Annotated in this window: 20 protein-coding genes and 2 pseudogenes; 3 read left to right on the top strand and 19 right to left on the bottom strand. The window is 38.8% G+C overall.

Annotated features, from left to right (window positions below; all coding sequences use genetic code 11):
• The first annotated feature begins 87 nt into the window (after positions 1–87).
• Together L3081_RS20105 and L3081_RS20100 are read left to right on the top strand one after the other, a co-directional pair.
• Positions 88–1,638, top strand: coding sequence for a mannitol dehydrogenase family protein (locus L3081_RS20105; protein ID WP_242288062.1), 1,551 nt, complete (start codon positions 88–90; stop codon positions 1,636–1,638).
• Positions 1,638–2,558, top strand: coding sequence for a carbohydrate kinase family protein (locus L3081_RS20100; RefSeq protein WP_242288060.1), 921 nt, complete (start codon positions 1,638–1,640; stop codon positions 2,556–2,558). The genes L3081_RS20105 and L3081_RS20100 overlap by 1 nt, the downstream gene beginning before the upstream one ends.
• 117 nt (positions 2,559–2,675) lie before the next feature.
• Here the strand turns inward: L3081_RS20100 and L3081_RS20095 are convergent.
• Positions 2,676–4,464, bottom strand: a pseudogene (locus tag L3081_RS20095) (ABC transporter transmembrane domain-containing protein).
• A gap of 424 nt (positions 4,465–4,888) precedes the next feature.
• Positions 4,889–5,551, bottom strand: a complete 663-nt coding sequence (locus tag L3081_RS20090; RefSeq protein ID WP_242288058.1) for a transposase — start codon at positions 5,549–5,551, stop codon at positions 4,889–4,891.
• A 191-nt stretch (positions 5,552–5,742) separates the two neighbouring features.
• Here L3081_RS20090 and L3081_RS20085 point away from each other — a divergent pair, with 191 nt between their 5' ends.
• Positions 5,743–6,294 carry a GNAT family N-acetyltransferase gene (locus L3081_RS20085; RefSeq protein WP_338027428.1) on the top strand — a complete coding sequence of 184 codons (552 nt, stop codon included), beginning with the start codon at positions 5,743–5,745 and terminating at the stop codon, positions 6,292–6,294.
• A gap of 611 nt (positions 6,295–6,905) precedes the next feature.
• Here the strand turns inward: L3081_RS20085 and L3081_RS20080 are convergent.
• The 17 genes and pseudogenes from L3081_RS20080 to L3081_RS20000 all read right to left on the bottom strand — a co-directional run bounded on the left by L3081_RS20080 (position 6,906) and on the right by L3081_RS20000 (position 22,610).
• Positions 6,906–7,881 (bottom strand): annotated as a pseudogene (locus tag L3081_RS20080) (transposase).
• 164 nt (positions 7,882–8,045) lie between these two features.
• Positions 8,046–8,276, bottom strand: a complete 231-nt coding sequence (locus L3081_RS20075) for a hypothetical protein (RefSeq protein WP_242288054.1) — start codon at positions 8,274–8,276, stop codon at positions 8,046–8,048.
• A gap of 96 nt (positions 8,277–8,372) precedes the next feature.
• Positions 8,373–9,401, bottom strand: coding sequence for a hypothetical protein (locus tag L3081_RS20070; protein WP_242288052.1), 1,029 nt, complete (start codon positions 9,399–9,401; stop codon positions 8,373–8,375).
• A 10-nt stretch (positions 9,402–9,411) separates the two neighbouring features.
• Positions 9,412–10,521 carry a hypothetical protein gene (locus tag L3081_RS20065; RefSeq protein WP_242288050.1) on the bottom strand — a complete coding sequence of 370 codons (1,110 nt, stop codon included), beginning with the start codon at positions 10,519–10,521 and terminating at the stop codon, positions 9,412–9,414.
• A complete protein-coding gene (locus L3081_RS20060) occupies positions 10,466–11,743 on the bottom strand; it encodes a LamG domain-containing protein (RefSeq protein WP_242288048.1) in 1,278 nt (425 codons plus the stop codon). The genes L3081_RS20065 and L3081_RS20060 overlap by 56 nt, the downstream gene beginning before the upstream one ends.
• Positions 11,694–13,181 (bottom strand): Ig-like domain-containing protein, encoded by a 1,488-nt coding sequence (locus tag L3081_RS20055; protein WP_242288046.1) that lies wholly within the window; start codon positions 13,179–13,181, stop codon positions 11,694–11,696. The genes L3081_RS20060 and L3081_RS20055 overlap by 50 nt, the downstream gene beginning before the upstream one ends.
• Before the next feature lie 173 nt (positions 13,182–13,354).
• The gene (locus L3081_RS20050; RefSeq protein ID WP_242288044.1) at positions 13,355–13,996 is read right to left on the bottom strand and encodes a hypothetical protein; all 642 of its coding nucleotides are present in this window, start codon (positions 13,994–13,996) and stop codon (positions 13,355–13,357) included.
• A 128-nt stretch (positions 13,997–14,124) separates the two neighbouring features.
• Positions 14,125–14,478, bottom strand: a complete 354-nt coding sequence (locus L3081_RS20045; RefSeq protein WP_242288043.1) for a hypothetical protein — start codon at positions 14,476–14,478, stop codon at positions 14,125–14,127.
• Positions 14,444–16,612, bottom strand: a complete 2,169-nt coding sequence (locus tag L3081_RS20040) for a hypothetical protein (protein WP_242288041.1) — start codon at positions 16,610–16,612, stop codon at positions 14,444–14,446. The genes L3081_RS20045 and L3081_RS20040 overlap by 35 nt, the downstream gene beginning before the upstream one ends.
• A complete protein-coding gene (locus tag L3081_RS20035) occupies positions 16,596–17,276 on the bottom strand; it encodes a hypothetical protein (RefSeq protein WP_242288039.1) in 681 nt (226 codons plus the stop codon). The genes L3081_RS20040 and L3081_RS20035 overlap by 17 nt, the downstream gene beginning before the upstream one ends.
• An 80-nt stretch (positions 17,277–17,356) precedes the next feature.
• Positions 17,357–17,506, bottom strand: coding sequence for a hypothetical protein (locus tag L3081_RS20030; protein ID WP_242288037.1), 150 nt, complete (start codon positions 17,504–17,506; stop codon positions 17,357–17,359).
• Positions 17,493–17,672, bottom strand: a complete 180-nt coding sequence (locus L3081_RS20025) for a hypothetical protein (protein WP_242288035.1) — start codon at positions 17,670–17,672, stop codon at positions 17,493–17,495. The genes L3081_RS20030 and L3081_RS20025 overlap by 14 nt, the downstream gene beginning before the upstream one ends.
• Positions 17,673–17,737: 65 nt before the next feature.
• Positions 17,738–18,184 carry a hypothetical protein gene (locus tag L3081_RS20020; protein WP_242288033.1) on the bottom strand — a complete coding sequence of 149 codons (447 nt, stop codon included), beginning with the start codon at positions 18,182–18,184 and terminating at the stop codon, positions 17,738–17,740.
• Positions 18,185–18,253: 69 nt separating this feature from the next.
• Positions 18,254–19,117, bottom strand: a complete 864-nt coding sequence (locus L3081_RS20015; RefSeq protein ID WP_242288031.1) for a hypothetical protein — start codon at positions 19,115–19,117, stop codon at positions 18,254–18,256.
• A 77-nt stretch (positions 19,118–19,194) separates the two neighbouring features.
• Complete coding sequence (locus L3081_RS20010; RefSeq protein ID WP_242288030.1) at positions 19,195–20,148, bottom strand: hypothetical protein; 954 nt, start codon at positions 20,146–20,148, stop codon at positions 19,195–19,197.
• Between the two features lie 2 nt (positions 20,149–20,150).
• On the bottom strand, positions 20,151–22,337 hold the full coding sequence (locus tag L3081_RS20005; protein WP_242288028.1) for a hypothetical protein: 2,187 nt from the start codon (positions 22,335–22,337) through the stop codon (positions 20,151–20,153).
• 60 nt (positions 22,338–22,397) lie between these two features.
• Positions 22,398–22,610 (bottom strand): hypothetical protein, encoded by a 213-nt coding sequence (locus tag L3081_RS20000; RefSeq protein ID WP_242288026.1) that lies wholly within the window; start codon positions 22,608–22,610, stop codon positions 22,398–22,400.

The raw sequence follows: 22,610 nt of genomic DNA, 5'->3' as shown, positions 1-22,610 counted from the left end.
TTATTAACACATTAAAAAGGCGGTAAACCCGCCCTATCGGTAGCCAGAATATATTTTAGGTTAACGCCTATTTAGCAAGGAAAAAACATGACTTCTGATTCATTAAGTAAATCAACATTAAACCAAGTAACACTAGCTGAATTACCTAGCCATATTGATCGCCCAACATACGACCGTAGCCAACTTAAAGCGGGTATAGTTCATATTGGGGTCGGTGGTTTCCATCGCGCCCATCAAGCGGTTTATAGTAATGAATTATTGAAAACACCTGGCTCAGAGCAATGGGCTATATGCGGTATTGGCTTACTCGAAAACAATCGTGCTTTACGCGATATCCTGGTTAAGCAAGACTACTTATATTCACTCGTAGTACGTCACCCTAATGGACAAATTGACAATAAAGTGATTGGTTCAATGATCGACTTTATCTTTGCACCTGATAACAAACAAACTGTTATCGATAAATTAGCACACAGCGATACTAAAATTGTATCACTAACCATTACCGAAGGTGGCTATAACGTTCATCCTACTACAGGCGAACTTGATGTAGAAAATTCGGCTATTGCGCATGACATTGCTAACCCTAACGATCCAAAAACAGCGTTTGGTTATATTGCCGCAGCGTTAAAAGTTCGTAAAGAAAGTGGTATGAAAGCCTTTACCATACAGTCATGCGACAATATTCAGCACAACGGTGCAGTGACTCGTAAAATGCTATTAAGCTTTACAGCTTTACAAGATGCTCAGCAACAAAATAGCGAGCTAAGCCAATGGATTGCAAAACATGTGCATTTCCCCAATGCGATGGTTGACCGTATTACCCCAGTAACCACCAAAACAGATATTGATTACGTTACACAAAATTATGGCTTAACCGATGAATGGCCAATTACGTGTGAATCGTTTTCACAATGGGTTATTGAAGATAACTTTAGTGACGGTCGCCCAAATTGGGATAATGTTGGCGCGCAGTTTGTGTCTGATGTAACTCCGTTTGAAAAAATGAAAATTCGTTTATTAAATGCCGGCCATTCAGTATTAGGATTATTAGGCTCAATTCATGGTTACGCAACAATAGATGAAACCGTATCAGACAAAGATTTTGCTAAATACCTACGTGCCTTTATGGACTTGGAAGTAACGCCTTTACTCGATGAATTAGACGGCATTGATTTAAACCAATACAAAGATACCTTAATTGAACGTTTCGCTAATCCAAATATCAAAGATAGTTTGGCGCGTATTTGCTCAGAAAGCTCAGCTAAGTTACCTAAATTTTTAATTGCTACCATCCATGAAAACTTAGCTGTAAATCGTGATTGTTCATTAGCTGCCTTAGTGATTGCTACTTGGTGTTTATATAGCGACAAGCAAGTAAACCAAGCACAACAAGCGTTAGATATTCAAGATGCCATGCAAGCTGAGCTTACAACCTATGCTCAACAAACTAGCGCAGATACCTTAGCCTTTTTAAAACTTAATAGCTTATTTGGTGATTTAATGAATCAGCCAGCCTTTACTCAATTATATAGCGATGCAATTAACGCGCTTTATGCGCCGGCAAGTAATATTAAAAACATTATGCACAATACACTTAAGCAGAAACGCCAAACTGTTGCCGCGGAGACAAAGTAATGAATAGCTTATTTATCAACAATAAAGCACCTAGCGATATTTCAATAAATTGTTTTGGTGAAGTACTTTGGGATTGTTTCCCTGATGGTAAACGCTTAGGTGGCGCGCCATTAAATGTGTGTTTACGTTTAAACTCTCTTGGCATTAATGCACAAATGATCAGTGCAGTAGGTGATGACGAATTAGGCCAAGCACTGCTTAATGAAATTAAAGCGCGTAACATAAAAACTAATTTCATTGAGACCAATACTGACAAAAAAACGAGTACGGTCGAAGTCACTTTAGATAAGCACGGCTCAGCTACTTACGACATTGTGAGCGATACTGCATGGGATAATATCGCGTTAACTCCTGTGCTACTTGAACAAGTTAAAAACTCAGATATTTTTGTTTATGGCAGTTTAGTTGGCCGTCAACAAGTGTCACTAGCGACCTTAGAACAGCTTATCGATGTAGCAAAATTTAAAATATTTGATGTTAACTTACGTAAACCACATTACAACCTTGAAACCTTAATTACGTTAATGAAAAGTGCTGACTTTATTAAACTTAACGATGATGAGTTATACGAAATAGCCCATGCAATGGGCTCTAAGTTCAACTCGTTAGAGCAAAATTTAGCGTTTATTGCCGAGCAAACTAATACCGCTTATTTATGTGTAACCAAAGGTCGTTATGGTGCATTACTTAAAATTAATAATACCAATTATTATAACTCAGGCTTTTTAATTAACGTTGCTGATACCGTTGGCGCCGGTGATTCATTTTTAGGTTCGTTAATTTATCAATTATGCACAACAACTGATGCACAATATGCGGTTGATTTTGCCTGTGCAGTTGGCGCTATGGTCGCTCAACACCATGGTGCAACACCTGAATTGTCAATTGAAGTAATTGAAGCCTTTATCAATCCGGCTTAAATTACATGCTTTTTAATAATGCGCTGAAACGATAAGATTAATGAAGCGCTTTATTGCTCCTAATTCAGAAGTCTATATTATACAATTTTGAGCGACTGAGTTTGCTAATTTGTCTTTTCAGGCCAGTATGTTGTTGGCCTTATCGAACTGAAGTTCACAAAGACGTTGATATAATTTAGAACTTTTTAACAACGACTTATGATCCCCAGTATCGACAATTTCACCTTGGTCCATAACAACAATTAAATCAGCATGAATTACCGTCGCTAACCGATGAGCGATAATTAATGTTGTTCTATTGGTCATTAACTCATCTAATGCTGCTTGTACATGAGATTCACTTTGTGCATCTAACGCACTGGTTGCCTCATCAAGGAGCAATACATCAGGGTCTTTTAAAATGGCTCGAGCTATAGCAATACGCTGTTTTTGCCCACCGGATAAACGCACACCTTGTTCACCTAAAAAGCTATCATAACCTTCAGGTAGTTGTTCAATAAACTCATGAGCATGTGCTCTTTTGGCGGCGCTAATAACCTCTTCATCACTTGCTTCTGGCTTACCATAACGTATGTTGTGCCAAACATCCGAACTAAAGAGTATCGGGTGCTGCGGTACCATGCCCATCGTTTGACGTAAATCAGTTAATTTTAGTTGGGTAATATCCACATCATTAAAACAAATACGGCCTTTTTGAGGATCATAAAAACGTTGTAATAATTCAAATAAAGTTGTTTTTCCAAGCACCTGATGGACCCACTAACGCGACAATATTTCCGGTAGGTATTGCTAAATTGATATGCTTAAGTGCAGCACTGTCAGGACGTGATGGATAACAAAAGTCTACGTTTTCAAATTTAATTACCGATCGGGCATTATTGGGCAACACCTTAGGAGTAGTTAACTCGTTAATATCACTTTCAACCTTAAGTAACTCTAACAGTCGCGTTGCAGAGCCTGCCGCTCGCTGTAATTCACCATATACCTCTGCAACTGTTGCCACAGACATGGCGACCATAATGGCATAAAAAACAAATGCTCCTAATTCTCCACCGCTCATCTTGCCTTGCAAAACATCCATGCCGCCTACCCACAACATGCCACTAATAGCACCAAAGGTAAGAAAAATAACAATAGCAATTAACAATGAACGTTGTTTTACCCGTCGTTTGGCGACAGAAAAAGCTTTTTCGACTTCATCAGCAAAAGCCTTTTGTTCTTTGGCCTCATGGGTATAGCTTTGTACCACTTTTATGTTTTGTATAATTTCACCCGCATAGGTGCCAACATCAGCGATAGCATCTTGTGAGCTTTCCGCTAGTTTTCTGACTTTGCGGCCATAAATCATCATAGGTATTAAAATAATCGGCACGCTGAAAATAACAAAGAGTGTTAGTTTTAAATTAGTCACCATTAACATCACTAACCCGCCAATCAACATCAATAAACTGCGCAGTGCCATCGAAAAAGACGAACCAACAATTGACTGTAGCAAAGCAGTATCAGTCGTTAACCGAGACATTAACTCACCACTGCGGTTTTCTTCAAAATAGCTTGGATGCAAAGTAACAATTCGGTTGAAAACCGCTTTTCGAATATCGGCGCTAACTCGTTCACCTAACCATGACATTAAATAAAAACGACTAAAAGTACCTATTGCCAGTAAACTAATTAACCCAATTAATACTAAGATAGCTGATTGTAATTGTTCAACTGAACCCGCAATAAAACCACTGTCAATTACAAACTTTACCCCCTGCCCTAAAGATAAATTTACGGCAGCGGTCATTAATAACGCCAACAATGCCAACGCTAACATCAGTTTGTAGGGCTTAATAAAGGAAAAGATGGGTAACAGGTCGGTGAATGCTTTAGGCTTATTTTTTGAAGAGCTATCATCTGAAATAGGCTGATTAATGGTTTGGCTTTTATCGCTCACGATGTGCTCTCAGGATTTTAATCTTTCACTATAAGTGGTTACGAAAAACGATAATTCAAGTATCCACGTAGAACTAACTAGTTTTAACAGTCCTAGTTAGCTGTTCTTGCTTTAGTAAACTTTGAGCGACTGTCCTTGTAAACTTTGAGAATTTCAAGGGAATTTCAAGGGGTGGAATTTCAAGGGGTCAGCTAACTTGATTCTTGTATGTTTTACTCTTTCTATCTCCACCATGCGCGGATAGCTTTGTAGGTCGCGTGAGATATTTCTCAATATGCTGATGGAAATTAGCGCTACCATAAACTTCACCACGTAATGTTGCCTGCGTAATAGTATCATTTTGCTTAGATAAATCTAATTCAGTAAAGGAATTTCAAGGAATTTCAAGGGGTCAGCTAACTTGATTCTTGTATGTTTTACTCTTTCTATCTCCACCATGCGCGGATAGCTTTGTAGGTCGCGTGAGATATTTCTCAATATGCTGATGGAAATTAGCGCTACCATAAACTTCACCACGTAATGTTGCCTGCGTAATAGTATCATTTTGCTTAGATAAATCTAATTCAGTAAATAGCGATTGATACTCTTTACACCTCACCTTTACTGTTTTACCTAACTTTTGATATAAACGATGCTCCCTGATCAATTTATCTTTTTGCCCTAAAGCGTTATATGCATAACTAGACCATTTATAGTCATCAAGCGATTTAACCATTTTCGCTTTAATAGGGTTCATTTCGATATATTTATGTAGCGCAAATAAATACTGTTCACTATCAACCAAACACGACTTATAACGCCCTTCCCAAATAGTGCCTGTTCGTTCATATTTTGAATTAAAATAACGAACATACTTGTTCGCCATCATTTGCATAAAAATAGCAAGTTGGTCTTTATTTTCAGGAGTAATAAGTAAATGTAAATGATTGGTCATTATTACATAGGCGTGAAGTTGACAGCCTGACTTTTCCAGTGCGTAGAAAATATCTTCCTTTATTCGAAGCATATCTTCTTCACACCGAAAAATATCTTGGCGGTTATTACCTCTATGCATGATATGCAGAGGCTGATTGGGAATAACTATTCGAGGTAAACGTGCCATTTGAGTATATTACATATGAACATAATCCATATCAAGTTAGCTGACCCCTTGATATCAAAAAAAAGACAAAAAACAGTTGGCTTTTGCTCATGTATCTCTTATTTTAATCTATATTTCTCCTGTTAATTCGTTGAGTACATCATTTGAGCATTAATCTACAACCACTTAATCAAAATGACGATAACTACCTGAACGTTATTGATTTATATAAGTCAGCTTTTACCACTGCTCAACGTATCCCCACGTGGTTTCTTAGGTTTAAATTGAGAAAAGGTAAGGCAGGCTTTAACATTCTTTATGCAAATGACACTTGGATTGGCCTTATTTATACTACTGAGTATAAAGACATTGTATTAGTACACTTTTTCGCTATATCTGAATCTTACCGCTCAGGTGGATATGGCAGTAAAGTAATAGATTCAATGAAAGTTACGCACTCGAGAAAAAGAATTGTACTTAACATTGAACAGCTTGATAAGCGAGAAAAAAACTACCCACAAAGAGTTAAGCGTAAAGCTTTTTATGAAAAAAATGGATTCAGCTCATCAGGTTATATTGTGAAAGAACCTAGAGAAAAACTAGAAATGCTTATATTTGGTGGAAGTATCAGCAAAGAAGAAATAGAAGCAATATATAAGAGCATCTTTGGTAGTATTATTGGTTTTTTACTTAGACCTAAAATTATAAAAATATAATGCATTACTTTTATCTGATATTGCTAACTATCGTATCTTTATGCTTTCCTGTGTGAGCAGAAAAAGCATTAAGCTCAGCTAACGAGCCAACCGTTTATTGGTGTTTTTTGCCAAAATGTTCGGCAAGTTGTATCCATTCGTCACTAGTAATGCCTAAAGAGGTTATTAACGGGCACGTTTTTTCATTAATCTTACCGTGTTTATCTGCTCTGGTAATTTTTGACGTTGACGGTTATTTAACCACAGTAAAGAGCTGTGATTTAATCAACAAAGTCAGTGTATTTCAATATTTAATTTAGATCAGCAAAAAGTAAATTAGGACACTCGCTTAAAGTAAATTAGGACACTCGCTTAAAGTAAATTAGGACACTCGCTTATAAATTACTCTACAACAAAAGTAAATTAGGACACTCGCTTATAAATTACTCTACAACAAAACCAGATTACAAGCTAAATAACAGCTCTAAATAAACTCAAAGATGAAGAATATGATCTCAATTTGAAAATTATTGACCAACGTTACAGCCAAATTAGGAAATTACTGTTTTCTAGGCATTACAAACACATCAAGCTTGATGTGTTGTTTAAAATAAGTGATTAGTGTTAATTCTTTATGCCAATAGTTTATCACAGCAACTGACATTGGTTCGCCGCTTTAATCCTTTATGCTCACAGTAATCGGTTAACACATCACTATGACCTACCGCGCCACGGAATACCTTTCTAAAGTCTTTTGTTAACGTGAGCCAATTATCAGGACTTATGTTCAAGCGGTTAAGTAAAGTCAGTTGAGTTGTTTCAATATAGCCTGCTTTATCTTCACGGAAACACCGACCTGTCTGTTCAATTAATTCAAGGTAATCTTTAAGCTCAAATGGTAAGCCTTTTGGCATTGCTTTACGTGGGTTTCCTACAAATGGTAGTAATGATTTGGGTTGTTTAGCTTTTTTAGCTTGTACTACTCGCTCTTTTACACTGGTATGTGCGGATGTTTCAGGCGTTATGGCAATGTTAGCTCTAACGGAGTTTAAGTCTACATAGGCCATACAAGCCGCAAGTGCCGCTTCATCTAATAGCGCTTGGGATTTAAAGCGCCCTTCCCAAAAATGACCTGTACAGTTATCTTCTTGATTGGCTTGTATTGCAATACTTTGGTTGAGTAAGCGCATAAACCACTGATATCCATCAAACGATTGCGATAAACATCTACCGTTTCAAGTAAAGAAGCTATAAGGTAGTCAGGGATTTCTTCTCTTCGGCAATATTTTTGCGTTAATAAGGTACCTTTAAATAACTGATGCCGCCGCTCAAGTACCTCAAGTGTTGACCACCCTTTCGCTGTTGTTTCATCAACAAAAAGTACCATGTGCGTGTGATTACTCATAACAGCGTAAGCGCACACATCAATAGCAAACACTTGACTTAGGCTGAGTAATTTATCCTCAACCCAAATGACCGCCTGTGGTCAAAATTTTCCCCTGTGTTTTTATCTTCACCACATAAAAAGGCGCGGCGAACACAACGAGAAATACAATGATAATAAGGGGTATCAACTAAGCTAATGAGTTGTTTTCTGGCAGTTGTCATAACAAAAACTCTGAATAATGGTTATAGATTAACCTTAGTTCAGTGGTTTATATTATTCAACTTTAAGCGACTGTCCTTGTTAATTCGGGTTTGATAAAACACTTGCTCGTGAAAATAATGAACCCACCCAATATTTTCAAACTCTTCAATAGATATTTTATACATCATTCAACCACCAATATTTTACTTTCTAATTTAGATCTAAATACTGATAACACTTCATTTACTTTATTATTCAATAAAGTATCATCAGATAATCTATACCACCCTGCGATACGCTCCCTAAGCTTTGTATCTGTTTTTAAGGCATTGGTTACAGTTTGCTTTAAGCAGCAATAGGGCCTGTCATCGAAAACAATAAAGTAAAAGTACTTAAGATCAACCGATGAAAACATAAGAGATATATTTATGTTTTTACTTAAGTTCGGCTTGATTTCTGGAGAGCGTCCATATATGTCCTTGTTAATTTCTGTCCGTGTTAATTTTTCCAGTTAATTATTTAATTCTTTAAAGTCTACTCTAAGATTATTCAAAACTTTTACCTTACTTTCCTCATTTTTAAATTCAAGATGTAACCTATGCCCCGATTTAGTTGTCTCTACTAGTATCTCTCCTAAGTCTGAATTATCAATGTCAAATGTCACCAGTCGGGTGAATATTGAACTATTGGATATACAGAGCTTTTGTAATTCATCAAAGTTTAATAATTTTTCAATTGACACAGAAATGTTGCCATTATAATAATCAGCAGGTAAATTTTGCTCTCTAATAACATCAATAAAATTTGATTGATGATTTCCAAATGAGCTGTTGTCAAAAATAATTGGATAACACTTCCAGGAACAACTTAGTACCTTTTCGTTATAGAGAAATTCAAGCGCTTTCTTTAACAGTTTCACTTGAATCTTTGGTGAGCTTTCATCAATTTCACAGTAAAATGCACTGGGATTTTTTCCAAATAAGCCTCCCGCTAATATTTTCAAATTTTTAGTGTCAGAAGTTAATCTAAAAAAACCTTCGCTTTCTTCAACTATAATATCTAATCCAATAAGCTCAATAAGTTCTTTTATGACTCGCTTACCATATTCCTTATCAGAGGAGATTTTCGAGCCATTCGCATAAAATGAAAAAGAACATTGGTTTTGTTCAATTCTAAGCCCTATAGAATCATATGCTCTTTTATTATCCTCTTGCACCTTTCCCTTATAATCGATATTAATAATGCAGCCGCCATATTCCCTAATCCTTTCATCTAATCTTAAAAGTACGTCCTCTAAAGTCTCCCAGAAATTAGAACGAAAATTCAAAACACCTTCAATCATTAAATCTTTTATATTAATATCGCTTTTAAAATCTAACAACTCGCACCTTGATAATTTTTCAAAGTATAGATTATGTAAATCACTAGTACCTAGAACATTAACGTTTGTAAACTTATTTGATATCTCTTCTAATAGGCTTTCAACCTCTTCAAGTTTGACCTGTTTTACTGATAAAAATTCATATTTTCGTTCTGACATTATTCTTTCTCTATAAATGTGGTATATCTTTAAGCACCTGAATATTCTTAAGTTCAAGATACTCTCTGATTTGCTTTGGTATATTTTGACCAGGGGGAACAACATATAAAATTTTGCTAAAATCATTTGGAGCTGCACCTAAGGCTTCTTGTGCCTTTGCTATCCATAATTTTGTTTTATTTAAATTTTTAGCTCCATAACCTAAAGCAGCCGTGCTTTTTTTAACTTGAACATAGGTTAAACCTTGGCCAAAGTCTGCAATTATATCTATATCCGTATTGCCAAGTTTTTTTGATGAGGTTTGAGTTGACAGTTCAGCAACATTTACACCTTCTCTTTTTAAATAAGCAGCACTCTCTAATTCGTATCTAAATCCTTTAGCACGGATATTGTTAGTTTTTAGCATTTTAGCTAAATCTTCAACCCCCTTAACAGTAGCGATTTCACCTATATCTTTAAGTAATTCTCCTTGCTTATATGCATTTGAATAAATTTTATCATTCCCTAATATCTTCGTCATTAGCTCAGGACTAACTTTTGCACTTGACTTTGCTATAGCAGTTAAAGATTCTAACAAAGGAACTGGTGAGTCTTTAATGTTTTTCAGCACGTCATCTGAGGATTTTGATAACACTAGAATTAATGCTTCTGCCGGTGCTTTCCCTAAACTAGGGTCTGTCGCTATTTTTGTAAATACATCTAAGAAGTCATCTCCTAATTTGTCGCCACTACGAATGGCGGCTTTATACAATTCATCCGATGTTACAACTTCATTAAAAACCTTACCAAGCGCATAATCTCCCTCACTTAGCTGTTTAACAATTGCACTTTCTGCTTCACTAAAGGGCACATCTTCAATGACCGAATCTTTAACCCGTGTCGCTAGCGTTCGAGTAAATGGGGTATCTCCAAAAGTAGATGATACCGATTTAACTACGGAAATTGGTAAGTCAGCAACTTCGCCAAAACCTACCGCGGCTTCTGTTAATAAGCCTAAACCACTAAAAAATGTTTCAACTAAATTAGGTTCATTGTCTGACCACCCAGTTGCTCGCCATGAATTTTTAGTAATCGCGCCAACATCTCCAACTATCGCCATACCACCTGCGATATTTGACACAAAACCAAAGACCTGATTCTGGATCACCACCAAAAAAAGAGGTCACAGTATCAACCAATAAAAACCATGTATCTCGTTCTACAATTTGAACATAGGTTGTTACACTTTCTTCATCTTCAGTTGCTTCGCTTGGGCTATTCGATAGCACACTTATGCTTCTGGAAAGTTTAGTCTTACTTTGTCGTACAGGGGTAGAACGTATAGTTATTGGGACACGAGATGAAATACGTGAGGTTAAATCACCTGTATTTAGTACTTGGAAATTAGCATGACCTGAGCTATCTAATTGTAATCTACCTGTACCATCTAAACCTTCAAACCTGATTTCTGCATCTTTATTGGTGCTAGAAAAAACCAAATCATCAACATGCCCATTAAAGTTATCTGCAATGGCAATATTTCCATTATTATTTGATAATAAACCCTGCGCATTTCCATTAGATTTTGCATCTACTCCAATGGTTAATCTCAAACCATTACTACCATAATCAATTGAAACGTAAGACCATGAGCCTACTTCCACTTTAGCGTCAGATATAACTTCATATGAAGCAACATTGGTTTTAATAGTAGCTTTTATTTTACCGTCATCGAGTAAAGTTAATTGCCAATCAGATCCTTTTTTGAGTATTTGTGCATTTGTTATTTCATTTGGTCTTAACCATACTGAAATCGAGAATTCTTCCTTGAAATTAAAATCATCATGATGTGTTATTACTCCCTGACCTTGGCCATCAAATAAAAATGCCCCTGAGCCAGAATGCCTAACAATAGTATCTAATATTGCGCCTGATACCTTTATTTCATGCCCTTTCAAATTTCCTTTAGTTATATCTACATCAAGTTCTTCAAATAAAAATATTTCAGTTTTTTTATTATCTGAAACACCAATATCCAACCATGCATTTTCAGGACCCGTTACTTCAACATTACTGCTCGACCAATAGGGAATTTTACTAACGGTGCCATCACCTCGAACAACCTCACCAATACCATTACTTTTTTCACCCGCAACTATGTAGGGATGTTCGACTTTAACCTTGATAGCTGAGTTACTTTCAAAGCTTCCTTCCCAAAGAAGTAAGCGATCTCCTATTGTTGCCGTTACTGCGACCTCACCTACTAAGCCACCAGACAATATAGCAGTTGCCTTTCCATCCGTTACAAAGTTATCACCTAAAACCACACCGTTCTTTGGACATCCAAAAAACAGGGGTGCCATCTGTAGCATTTACGTTTGCTGTTATGGTTGCTGTTTCAGTATTATCTACGTTAATAACAGCTACATCTGAAGTCAAAGAGCCGCTTACTCGATTAACTTTCATTGTGGTAGAATGAACAACATCACCAGACATTACAGTTACCACTTGATCAACAGGTAACTTTGGTGATCTCAACTCTGCTGTAACTAAACCGTCAACTGTAATATTTTCTACACTTATAAAGGATGATGTTGACTCATTTGCTAACCATGTCACAGCCGTTCCATCTTCTACATGATTACCAAATTGATCTTTGATTAAAGCAGTTAAAGTAACCGTTCCCGTATTATCTGAAGGATAATGCTCTATATTTTTAGTAATCTGTATTGTGTCAGGTTTACCGGCAATTACTTTTATAAGCCCTGTATCTAGATAACTACCAATGGCTTTTACTCCACTTTGTGTTTCAATATTTATTAATTGACTACGAACTTTATAAGTATCACCGACTTTGGTAGATGTATTCAGAGTTATAATTGAAACTTGTTCATCAAGCTCTGTTGCGTTTTCAGATATATTTCCGCCACCCGAATTTTCAATAAGTTTCCAACCTATATCTGAGCCGTCACCATGCACTGACATTGCGGTAATGTAGGTAAAATGATCATCGGCACTTATTTCAAGCTCAACCTCAGGATATACACCGAAACTACCAAACGCATACTCCCACAAGATATTACTGGCATCGTTATTGGTGTAAAGCCGCATACTGAGGAAATCTTCAGGGTCTAGGCTTGCTAAGTGCGCAATATTACTAAAAGTAATGCTTTGGTCTTCGCCAATGGTGATGAGTTGCTCTTCTTCACCCAGTGCTAAGACTAATTCTTGTGGGCCATCTATTGCGGTTAGTCTGTCGTTGTTACTGCTAATAAGTGAGTACAAGGCGGTAATGTAATCATCACTACTGGTAATGGTTGGGCTGTCACTCTTGAGAATGTTAGTGCTAGTCTCTGCGCCATTGGCATCCGTTGCTGTTGCATTAATTTCTTTCATCTCTAGGCCATACTGGCTGAATTGATATTCAGGTCGGTACGCCCGACTATACGCCGGCAGTGGCTTATTGGGTTTGTTGGTAATGGCTTCATCTGCCAGTAAACCACGGTAAGTACGGTAGTCAATCCAGGTGCGGTCTTCATCTGGCAGGGGTACTAAAAAGGGTACCAGTAAGTTTGGCCGGGTATCATAAGGCGCGGTAGTGCCGGTGTTGCTAAAGCCGGGGCAACTGCCACCACCGCTGCATTCTTGGTCTTTGCCTTTGCCAATCACATGCACATAATAATGCTCGGCTGTGGTGAGGTTACTGCCCACACTAATGACTTGGGTTTTGCGTCCAGGGGCTATCGCAAATGAGGCTAAGTCATTGCCTGCGCCAACGCCTTGTAATTGATTAGGCGCCACGACTTTGGCTAAGCGCCCGGTAAAACCATATTGCTCACCGTTGTCTAGGCCAAGCTCATCAGGCAGCGGATTGCCGTATTCGTCTAACCATTCGGTGTAGATGGTAATGGTGCTGTCACTGGTTAATGCTGCCCCCTCGGCGCCTATGGTATAGTTGCGCGACTCACCTTTGGTCAGACCTTTATCAACATTGTATTTGCGCTCAGCCCATATTTTAAATTAGGTGGCCTTAACACTATCGGTGGTGCTAATACGGTTAAAACACCTGATGTTCTGTCAATTTTAGCGCTCGCTGTGCCCATATAACCGGTGGCGCGGTTAATGGCGACAATTTTAATGGTTTCGCCTTCACGTATGTAGTCAGACTTTTTCTGTTGAAACGGCTCGGTTAACTGATACTCTGTCGCCCAATTCTCATAACTTCCTTGTCGCTGTTTATATCCTACGCCGCCGCCGATATTTAAACTCCAATCCCGAGGGCCACGCAACATCACACGATAACCCACCAGTTGCGTTTCTTCGTCTAGCTGTACTTCGCCGCCTCTGACTTCGGCTTCTTTTAAGCCGTTTCGCTCCATGATTAATTGTCCGGTGGACTCTCTAAAAAAGAGTACGTCGGTATTGCGTAAATCGGCTGTGCTAATACTTTCTAACAGGCCAACAGAGGCTTTACGTACTTCGTGGTCGATAAGGCGCAGTAGGTCAGGTGCCTCGCCTGCTTCGGGTGCGTCAAAATACAGCCCTTGTAAATTACCCGCGCTATTGGCCTCAAAAACCTCTTCATTATCGCCGTTTTCATTGGCTTTGGTGACCAAGTGACCTTGAATAACCTTGTCTGACTGCCCGTCACCATTAAAGTCATAAAAATTTCAGGCTCCTATATTTTATCTTAGTTAAAAATAATCAGAGTTAACACGAGCAATAAAGGATTAAATTCATTTCCCTATTGAGGGTGCCCTAATTTTTTATCATGTATGACTTGATAAGTTTTACTTTTGTCTTCTTTAGGCATACCTGTAATTGATACGCCGTCGTAACCTTGGTCTTTGTTTTTTTTAATTTGCTCCGTCAAGTCCTCCTCTGTAACCTCAGGACTGAACCATAAAATATGATTCTGATCACCTTTACCAGTGTCATATTTAAAGTGTTTTTTAGTAATAGGTTTCCCATTAATATCCTTACTTGCCGAAAAGACGGTATCTAATTCCATATCACCATCGTACCAAGCGAATTTGGGTTCAGCGTCCCCTAACAATGTGGCTTTAATACGTCTTTGGCGTTCTCGGCTTATCATCAAGATCTGCTCCTCCTATACTACTATGAAGATTTTTATCATTGGCTTTAACTACTAAACGTACCGCACCATATAAATGCTCAATCTTCTCAATAGCCGCTTTTTTAATAGTGACCCGATAACGACTACCTTTTAAGTGCACATTAGTAGCATCAAACTCAGGAAACTCACCTCTAACGGCGAGCACTTTAGGGTTACCTGCATTACTAGGGGCATCTAAATCAATAAATTCAAGGTTAGCTTTATCTAGCATTTTAATAGAAGAAGATTCAGATATTTCACCGTTTTTTAACGCTGATTCTCGCTTTAACCCTATTTCAAAATTACTACCATCTTTCTGTGGTGGTTTAATTGGCTCACTAAAGGTTAAATAAATATCAATGTCTTGATTATGATACAAAGGTGCTGTCGGTGTTTCACGGTTCAGTTTTCGTTTCGCCGTAAAGAGTGCTTTTGACACATAACCAATCGATGTATCTATACTATCTTGAGTGTTAGTTAAAAACGCATGACCGTTTTTCCAACGCGCATCGTAAGCCGTAAATTCATATTTGGCATAAGTATTGTCGGCTTGTTTAACTTTTATTACTTTTTGTTTAACTTTGACCGCTTTTAAATAGGGTGGTGAGTTAACAGTATTATACCAATAAGCTGAAAAACCGGCGGAGTATCGAATAGCTAAAGGAACCAATTGTTGGGCAAACTTAGTCAGTAACTTATTCTTGTTTTCGTTATCTACTTTCAGTAATTTATTATCTGTACTGTATGGTTGAGTTAATTCAGCCCGTATGCCATTGTGAGCCACTGCAAAATCACTTTCGTCTCCTCGAAAAGAGTCACCCGTTTTTTGCTCGATATAATAATAACCGGCGGGGCCGTCAAACCTTTCTGTTGGCCACCAGTCATTGTTAGACCACCAAAAGGTTTTATAGTGGTAATTACCTACATCTTCAATAGTCCATACGGCAAACTCATAAAATGAACGGTTGTCATGATACAAGCCTTTATTTTTTGGTATGCCTTTTTCATCCTTCTCTTGGTATTGAAACATATCAGCCAATTCACCGTCTGATGTAATTTCGTCATTTGCAGGCGTATTTATACCATCGGGCTGTAAAACACCTTGAAATACCGAAGCGTTGTAAATTTTATGCGCTAAGCTGTTACTTTCCCACTTAATCGCACTTTGCTTAGTTGGCCAAATATCATTTACATTATCTACAGTAGCGGCAACTGCCCCTGCCTTTAAAAACCAATTATCATTCGTTGTGCTAGAAGAACCGCTAGGTCCGGCACCATAAAACTGAAAGATTTTATTAGGTAAATAATGTCCTTCGTAATCGTCGAGTTCGTCATCAGAAAAAACCAGATGGCCATCGTTTTGTACATGGGCAATAGAGCTCATATCTTCGACATGATGTAACGCTTCACCGAAGGTTTGAAATGCCAATTGTTTAGCAAAATACACTTTTTCTGTGTTAACGCTAGCCGCTTTGATCTTGTTTTTTAAAGTTTCATCAATGTCGTACCAGTCGTTTTTCCAGTTATCGTCACTAAAATCATGCCCAATTTCATAGCCATACTGGTTAGCTGAACGGACTAAAAAAGTTAATGCACGAGTTTTACTATTTTCACCCAATTCCTTACCTACTATTGTTAATGGCGCAGTGCTATAGGCATGATAAAAATGTTTTAATACCTTAGTAAACGGATGATCTTCACGCACAACACCACTAATTACCGTCATATCATTAATTTCATGTAACTCCGCATAAGGTGTGGTCACTAAATTATGCCAGAAGCCATCGTCTTCATCAGTATCTGCCGCATCCATATTTGGATAGATACGCTCATCGGCCAACAACCATGGGCCATCCTTGTCAGCATTCCATGCCCCCCAAAACAAAGGGAATTTACCATTCCCAAGTATCAATTCATCTGATGTCATACGGTAAAGCTCCGAAAACTCGCCTTTCATCTTATCTTGCTTTTCAAGCAAACGAATCGCTTCAAGGGTGATCACCGGATGCGTAACTTTAGTATCATGTGCTAATACTTCAAGCGAGGTACTGCTAACAAGAGCTGATATAATTATTTTACATATTGAATTTACTACTTTTTTATTGAGTACGTACACGAATACCCTCTCTTACTTTACTCTCAACGGCTTTAGCTTCGGGAGAATTAGGGTTATTACCAAACATAGCGGTCATTTTTAATGTTAAATATTTTTCAACTAAATCTTCTCGACCTAATTTTACTAAAGCAACAAAATAACGTTGTGAAATTGAATATAAATTAGCTCTTTTTTGACTGCTTATTGCTTCAGGACGGCTTATATTGCGGAATGACATTAATTCTTGAATCTCTTTTTCAGTAATCTCTTTATTCTTTTTAATAATAGGGTCAGGCAAAACAATAATACCGTTTTTATCGGCGGTATTAATGGTGACATATTCCGTGGAATACTGGTAATAATCCATATGCCGTACACTTAAAATCATGCCGATACCGGTATCATCAGTATCAAGCACATAGCCACGGGGCAAGGTGACTTTTTCACCACTATTAACAAGGAGTTTTTCTCTATATGTGTGGTTAGAACGAAAAAGTGAATTGGGTCGACTAAACGCCAAACCAACAATAATATCGTCCACTTGCTCGCCACTTTGAGTTTGTACGGTAAAGGTAAACGGGCCATATCGTCCCGAAACCATTGAACACCCTGCCATGGATAAAAGCAGGAGCAGTACGGTAAGTTTTGCTAATATCTTGCGGTATGAATAGTGTGTTTTTGTCATCGAATTTCCTTTCTCTTTATAGAGGCGGCAAAGTTAACAACCATGCTACCCCATTGATTGTCTTTATGATTACATCAATGCTAATTGTCTTGCTTTTCAAGCAAGCGAATGGCTTCAAGGGTAATTACTGGGTGGGTCACTTTAGTATCATGCGCCAATACTGCAAATGAGATACTGGCAACAAAGGTGGTTAGTAGTATTTTCTTTTTATATATTTTAAGTACGAACACGAATATTCTCTCTTACTTGGCGTTCAGTTTCTCTAGCTTCAGAAGAACTAAGATCAATCCCAAAAATAGCCGTCATTTTTTGTTTTAAATATCTCTCAACTAAATCTTCTCGACCTAACTTGACTAAATCAACAAAATAACCTTTTGAAATGCTATACAAAGCCATGATTTTTTCTAATTTTATTGATTCCGTACGATTTCTTTTATTTTTTGACAATAATGAGCTTTTCATTATCCTTTGAATTTCTTTTTCCTCACCCATTTTTTTCTCGCTATTATGGGATCAGGCAAAACAATAACAACGTTTTTATCGGCGGTATTAATGGTGACATATTCCGTGGAATACTGGTAATAATCCATATGCTGCACACTTAAAATCATGCCGATACCGGTATCATCAGTATCAAGCACATAGCCACGGGGCAAGGTGACTTTTTCACCACTATTAGCAAGGCGTGTCTCTATATAAGTGTGGTTAGAGCGAAAAAGTGAGTTCGGTCTGGCGAATATCAATGTAACAATAACATCGTTCACTTGCTCGCCACTTTGAGTTTGTACGGTAAAGGTAAACGGGCCATATCGTCCCGAAACCATTGAACACCCTGCCATGGATAAAAGCAGGAGCAGTACGGTAAGTTTTGCTAATATCTTACGGTGTGAATAGTGAGTTTTTTTCATCGAATTTCCTTTCTCTTTATAGAAGCGGCAAAGTTAACAACCATGCTACCCCATTGATTGTCTTTATGATTACATCAATGCTAATTTAGTGATTTGTGCCGCATCAAAAGTACCGCTGGTTTGGTAACCTAACATACGCACAACGGCTTGCATGGGCGGATAAGTGATTGCAGCATTGCCATTGTCGTCGTTAATGATTTTAAGGCGTTTTAATAAATCAATTTTATCGTTCTTGAGCAAATACTCATACGCGGTAAGTACTAAAAAAGTTTCACTGCGCTGATACAAGGTACTCACTAATTTGTCTTTTTCTTCATTATTCGCCCAATTAAAATCGTTGTAACTATGTATGAGTTTTTTGTCCCAAGCACGCATACTAGAACTATCAATGACAGTATTAAATTCTGCGCCCGTAATAAGGTGTGACAAACCTAAAGCGGCGTGAATACGGTCATCCGCAATGGTTGTATCAGCCATTATCGTTAGTATGTTATTTTTTTGCGCTGTTAAATTAAGACGCCCGGCTAAATAGGCGGCCATTGAGCGAATAATACCCGCTTGGCTTGCTTGAATATAAGTTGCTACATAAGGAGCCATCCAGTTCTCTGGGTGGCTAGATAAGTAGGCTAGCGCACCTTGCAAGTTCTTAGCACTTGCCGTACCCATATCCAAAATGTCTTTTGCATAAGCATCACCACTGACCGATGGACCAATACGAATTAATGCAGTAAAAACGTATTGCTGACGCATTTCATTAGTGCTACCTTCGCTGCCTAACGCAATCACTTCATCTATGGAGGCTTGCGTGGGAATTGTGCTTAATTGAACTAATCGGTTGATCGCACTTTGGTCATCTGTTGCCGAGGCTAAAGATGAAAGCATTATGCTACCAAACATTAATACACCTATATAATATTTTGTTAACTTTGTCATGATACACTTCCTTTTAGTGTTAATTGTCACACCTATTCCATCATAAATTTATTGGATAAAAATAGAGGTTTGAGGCGTTATAAGTTTACAATCTTTGCTTGAATTAAATAATTGCCGGGTAATTCACTAATACCGACAACCTCAACATACAAGGTTAATTTGTCATCAACCAATTCAGGTAACTGACTTAACCGAATCAAAATATCTGTTGGTACAAAATCACCGGATTCTATGACAGACAAGTAATTTCTGTCTTGTGTTGATTTTTTGGTCCACACTCTCAACACCCCTTTACTAGGGATGTATTGTTTCTTGTCTTTGTCTGATTTTTCATCACCATCGTTTTCAGCATCCTCATCATAAAAATGATATTCGAATTCTGCCGGACTTTTTGGTACAGAAGCATAATAAGAAAGCTGTAAAAGCGTCTTATCACGATCTCCTTGTTCGCCAAGGTTGACATGAATCACTAAAGGCACAAAAGTGGTTTTCTTTATTCCGAAGTAATTAGCAAAACCTGGTAAGGTATTATCATTACCTTCTACGTTTTCAATACTTGCATCAACAACAATTAGTTTACCCGGCTTATCCAAATCATTAAATTTTGACTCCATACGCTCTTCAGTCCCAGACGAGTCTGGTTCACTAAAACCATTATTATTATCGGAATCAATATCTAAATCATTGGTTAAAAACGCATACTCCCACAGTATATTACTGGCATCATTATTGGTGTAAAGCCTTATACTCAAAAAATCTTCAGGGGCAAGTTGTGATAGGTGTTCAATGTTACTAAAAGTAATGCTTTGGTCTTCGCCAATGGTGATTAACTGCTCTTCTTCGCCCAGTGCTAGTACCAACTCTTGTGGGCCGTCTATCGCCGTTAATCGGTCGTTATTACTGCTAATGAGTGAGTACAAGGCGGTAATGTAGTCATCGCTACTGGTGATGGTTGGGCTGTCACTTTTGAGAATATTGGTGCTTGTTTCTGCGCCACTTGCATCCGTTGCTGTTGCATTAATTTCTTTCATTTCTAGGCCATACTGGCTGAATTGATATTCAGGTCGGTACGCCCGTGACTATACGCCGGCAGTGGCTTATTGGGTTTGTTGGTAATGGTTTCATCGGCGAGTAAACCACGGTAGGTACGGTAGTCAATCCAGGTGCGGTCTTCATCGGGCAGTGGTACTAAAAAAGGTACCAGTAAGTTTGGCCGGGTGTCGTAAGGCGCAGTAGTGCCGGTGTTGCTAAAGCTTGGGCAACTGCCACCACCGCCACATTCTTGGTCTTTGCCTTTACCAATCACATGCACATAATAATGCTCAGCCGTGGTGAGGTTACTGCCCACACTGATGACTTGGGTTTTGCGCCCGGGGGCTATGGCAAACGAGGCTAAGTCATTGCCTGCGCCAACGCCTTGTAGTTGATTAGGCGCCACGACTTTGGCTAAGCGCCCGGTAAAACCATATTGCTCGCCGTTGTCTAGGCCAAGCTCATCAGGCAGCGGATTGCCGTATTCGTCTAACCATTCGGTGTAGATGGTGATGGTGCTGTCACTGGTTAATGCTGCCCCCTCTGCGCCAATGGTATAGTTGCGCGTTTCACCTTTGGTTAGGCCTTTATCAACATTGTATTTGCGCTCTGCCCATATTTTTAAATTAGGTGGCCTTAATACTATCGGTGGTGCTAATACGGTTAAAACACCTGATGTTCTGTCAATTTTAGCGCTCGCTGTGCCCATATACCCCGTGGCGCGGTTAATAGCGACAATTTTAATGGTTTCGCCTTCACGAATGTAGTCAGAATTTTTCTGTTGAAACGGCTCGGTTAATTGGTATTCAGTCGCCCAGTTTTCATAGCTTTGGTGTCGGTTTGTATGCCCTACGCCGCCGCCAATATTCAAACTCCAATCCCGAGGGCCGCGCAGCATAACACGATAACCCACCAGTTGTGTTTCTTCGTTTAGCTGTACTTCACCGCCTCTGACTTCGGCTTCTTTTAAGCCGTTTCGCTCCATGATTAATTGTCCGGTGGACTCTCTAAAAAAGAGTACGTCGGTATTGCGTAAATCGGCTGTGCTAATACTTTCTAACAGGCCAACAGAGGCTTTACGTACCTCTTGGTCGATAAGGCGCAGTAGGTCAGGTGCCTCGCCTGCTTCGGGTGCGTCAAAATACAGCCCTTGTAAATTGCCCTCGCTATTGGCTTCAAAAACTTCTTCGTTATCTCCATTTGCATTGGCTTTGGTGACCAAGTGACCTTGAATAACCTTGTCTGACTGCCCGTCACCATTAAAGTCATAAAAATGCTGTAAACGGTCATCCGCCGCTACGCTAAACGAGGTATGTGTTGTTTCACCAATAGGCACATCAAAGCCCTGCCGGTTGCTAATATACATAACCCCCGTTAAAAACATCACATCCGCATAGAGGTTACTTTGATAAAAAGGTTTTGATAAGCCTGCGAGTATGCCGATGATTTCTGGTGCTAACATAACCGGTACTAAATCGGCAAAACAAGCGTCATAGCCCGGTGTGCGTAAAAAATACGAACGAACCGAACTGCCCATGGGGAGTAAGTTGGTGTAATGAAGCTCAGACCATACATCGGTTTTAAACTCCCAACCGCCAACAGGACACTGGGGCATAAAAAATGAGAATGCGTATTTGCCGTCCCTATCGGTTATATTACCCCCGCCATAGTAGGCAGATGTATCTACATGCACGCCTACACCCGCTACAGGACCAAAAATGGTTTCGTCGTTATCAACATCGCCCGAACTTTTACCGGTTTGTACCTCATTGGGATTACCAAAAAATCCGGTGCGATAACCGATATGTTGAGCTGATTGCGCCAGAATATTGCCCGTTGGGGTGACAACCAGTGAGACAGAATCATCCGCTACCTTAGCGGTAGTATGGTCAAAGGTCAGCGCCAGTAACACTAATTCATTTGGGTCAGGTAATAGTCGGTCACTTTGGCCTCTCACTAACACGCTGTTGATATTGCTTGGTAAGCCAGGGGGTGAAATAATGGTGCTATTGTCAGCGGCTTTAAACTCACCAGATAAAAAAGCAGCTCGCGACATTAAATAAGCGCCTTTGGCCAAGGTCTCTTTGTATTGCAGCTTATATACGTCTATGCGTTGTTGCTCTGCATGAAAAGCAGCAGCAGACATAATGGATAGCTCAGAGATACTGTATCCGCCGCCCACTGACACCACACCGCCTCTGTGCCATCGGTATTGTAGTTCACTAAAATAGGCTCATTGGTTGCGGGGTCAAGCACCACAGAGCGTGCCATCACATAACCATGTTTTGTCCCAAAGATTAGGTACAAGACCTACGTAAATAGCAGGGCCATATATAGCAAATACAGAGCTAGAAGAAAACAGGCAAAGCATAGTCCATAACATGGCCCGCTTTTTATCAAAACAACTCGCTTTTATTAGTGTGAATACGGTAGTTATAACGCGCATTAATTGACTCATCAT

It is taken from the genome of Colwellia maritima (genome assembly GCF_022669015.1).
Lineage (GTDB): Bacteria > Pseudomonadota > Gammaproteobacteria > Enterobacterales > Alteromonadaceae > Colwellia > Colwellia maritima.
This window is presented reverse-complemented; position numbering and strand designations above follow the sequence as displayed.

Excerpts from the sequence above, each read along its gene's own strand:
- L3081_RS20070 (WP_242288052.1), bottom strand. The coding sequence starts at position 9,401 with ATGTCAGAACGAAAATATGAATTTTTATCAGTAAAACAGGTCAAACTT.
- L3081_RS20090 (WP_242288058.1), bottom strand. The coding sequence starts at position 5,551 with ATGCATAGAGGTAATAACCGCCAAGATATTTTTCGGTGTGAAGAAGAT.
- L3081_RS20025 (WP_242288035.1), bottom strand. The coding sequence starts at position 17,672 with ATGGCTTTGTATAGCATTTCAAAAGGTTATTTTGTTGATTTAGTCAAG.
- L3081_RS20035 (WP_242288039.1), bottom strand. The coding sequence starts at position 17,276 with ATGACAAAAACACACTATTCATACCGCAAGATATTAGCAAAACTTACC.
- L3081_RS20075 (WP_242288054.1), bottom strand. The coding sequence starts at position 8,276 with ATGTTTTCATCGGTTGATCTTAAGTACTTTTACTTTATTGTTTTCGAT.
- L3081_RS20000 (WP_242288026.1), bottom strand. The coding sequence starts at position 22,610 with ATGATGAGTCAATTAATGCGCGTTATAACTACCGTATTCACACTAATA.
- L3081_RS20015 (WP_242288031.1), bottom strand. The coding sequence starts at position 19,117 with ATGACAAAGTTAACAAAATATTATATAGGTGTATTAATGTTTGGTAGC.
- L3081_RS20020 (WP_242288033.1), bottom strand. The coding sequence starts at position 18,184 with ATGAAAAAAACTCACTATTCACACCGTAAGATATTAGCAAAACTTACC.
- L3081_RS20105 (WP_242288062.1), top strand. The coding sequence starts at position 88 with ATGACTTCTGATTCATTAAGTAAATCAACATTAAACCAAGTAACACTA.
- L3081_RS20060 (WP_242288048.1), bottom strand. The coding sequence starts at position 11,743 with ATGGCACCCCTGTTTTTTGGATGTCCAAAGAACGGTGTGGTTTTAGGT.
- L3081_RS20100 (WP_242288060.1), top strand. The coding sequence starts at position 1,638 with ATGAATAGCTTATTTATCAACAATAAAGCACCTAGCGATATTTCAATA.
- L3081_RS20010 (WP_242288030.1), bottom strand. The coding sequence starts at position 20,148 with ATGAAAGAAATTAATGCAACAGCAACGGATGCAAGTGGCGCAGAAACA.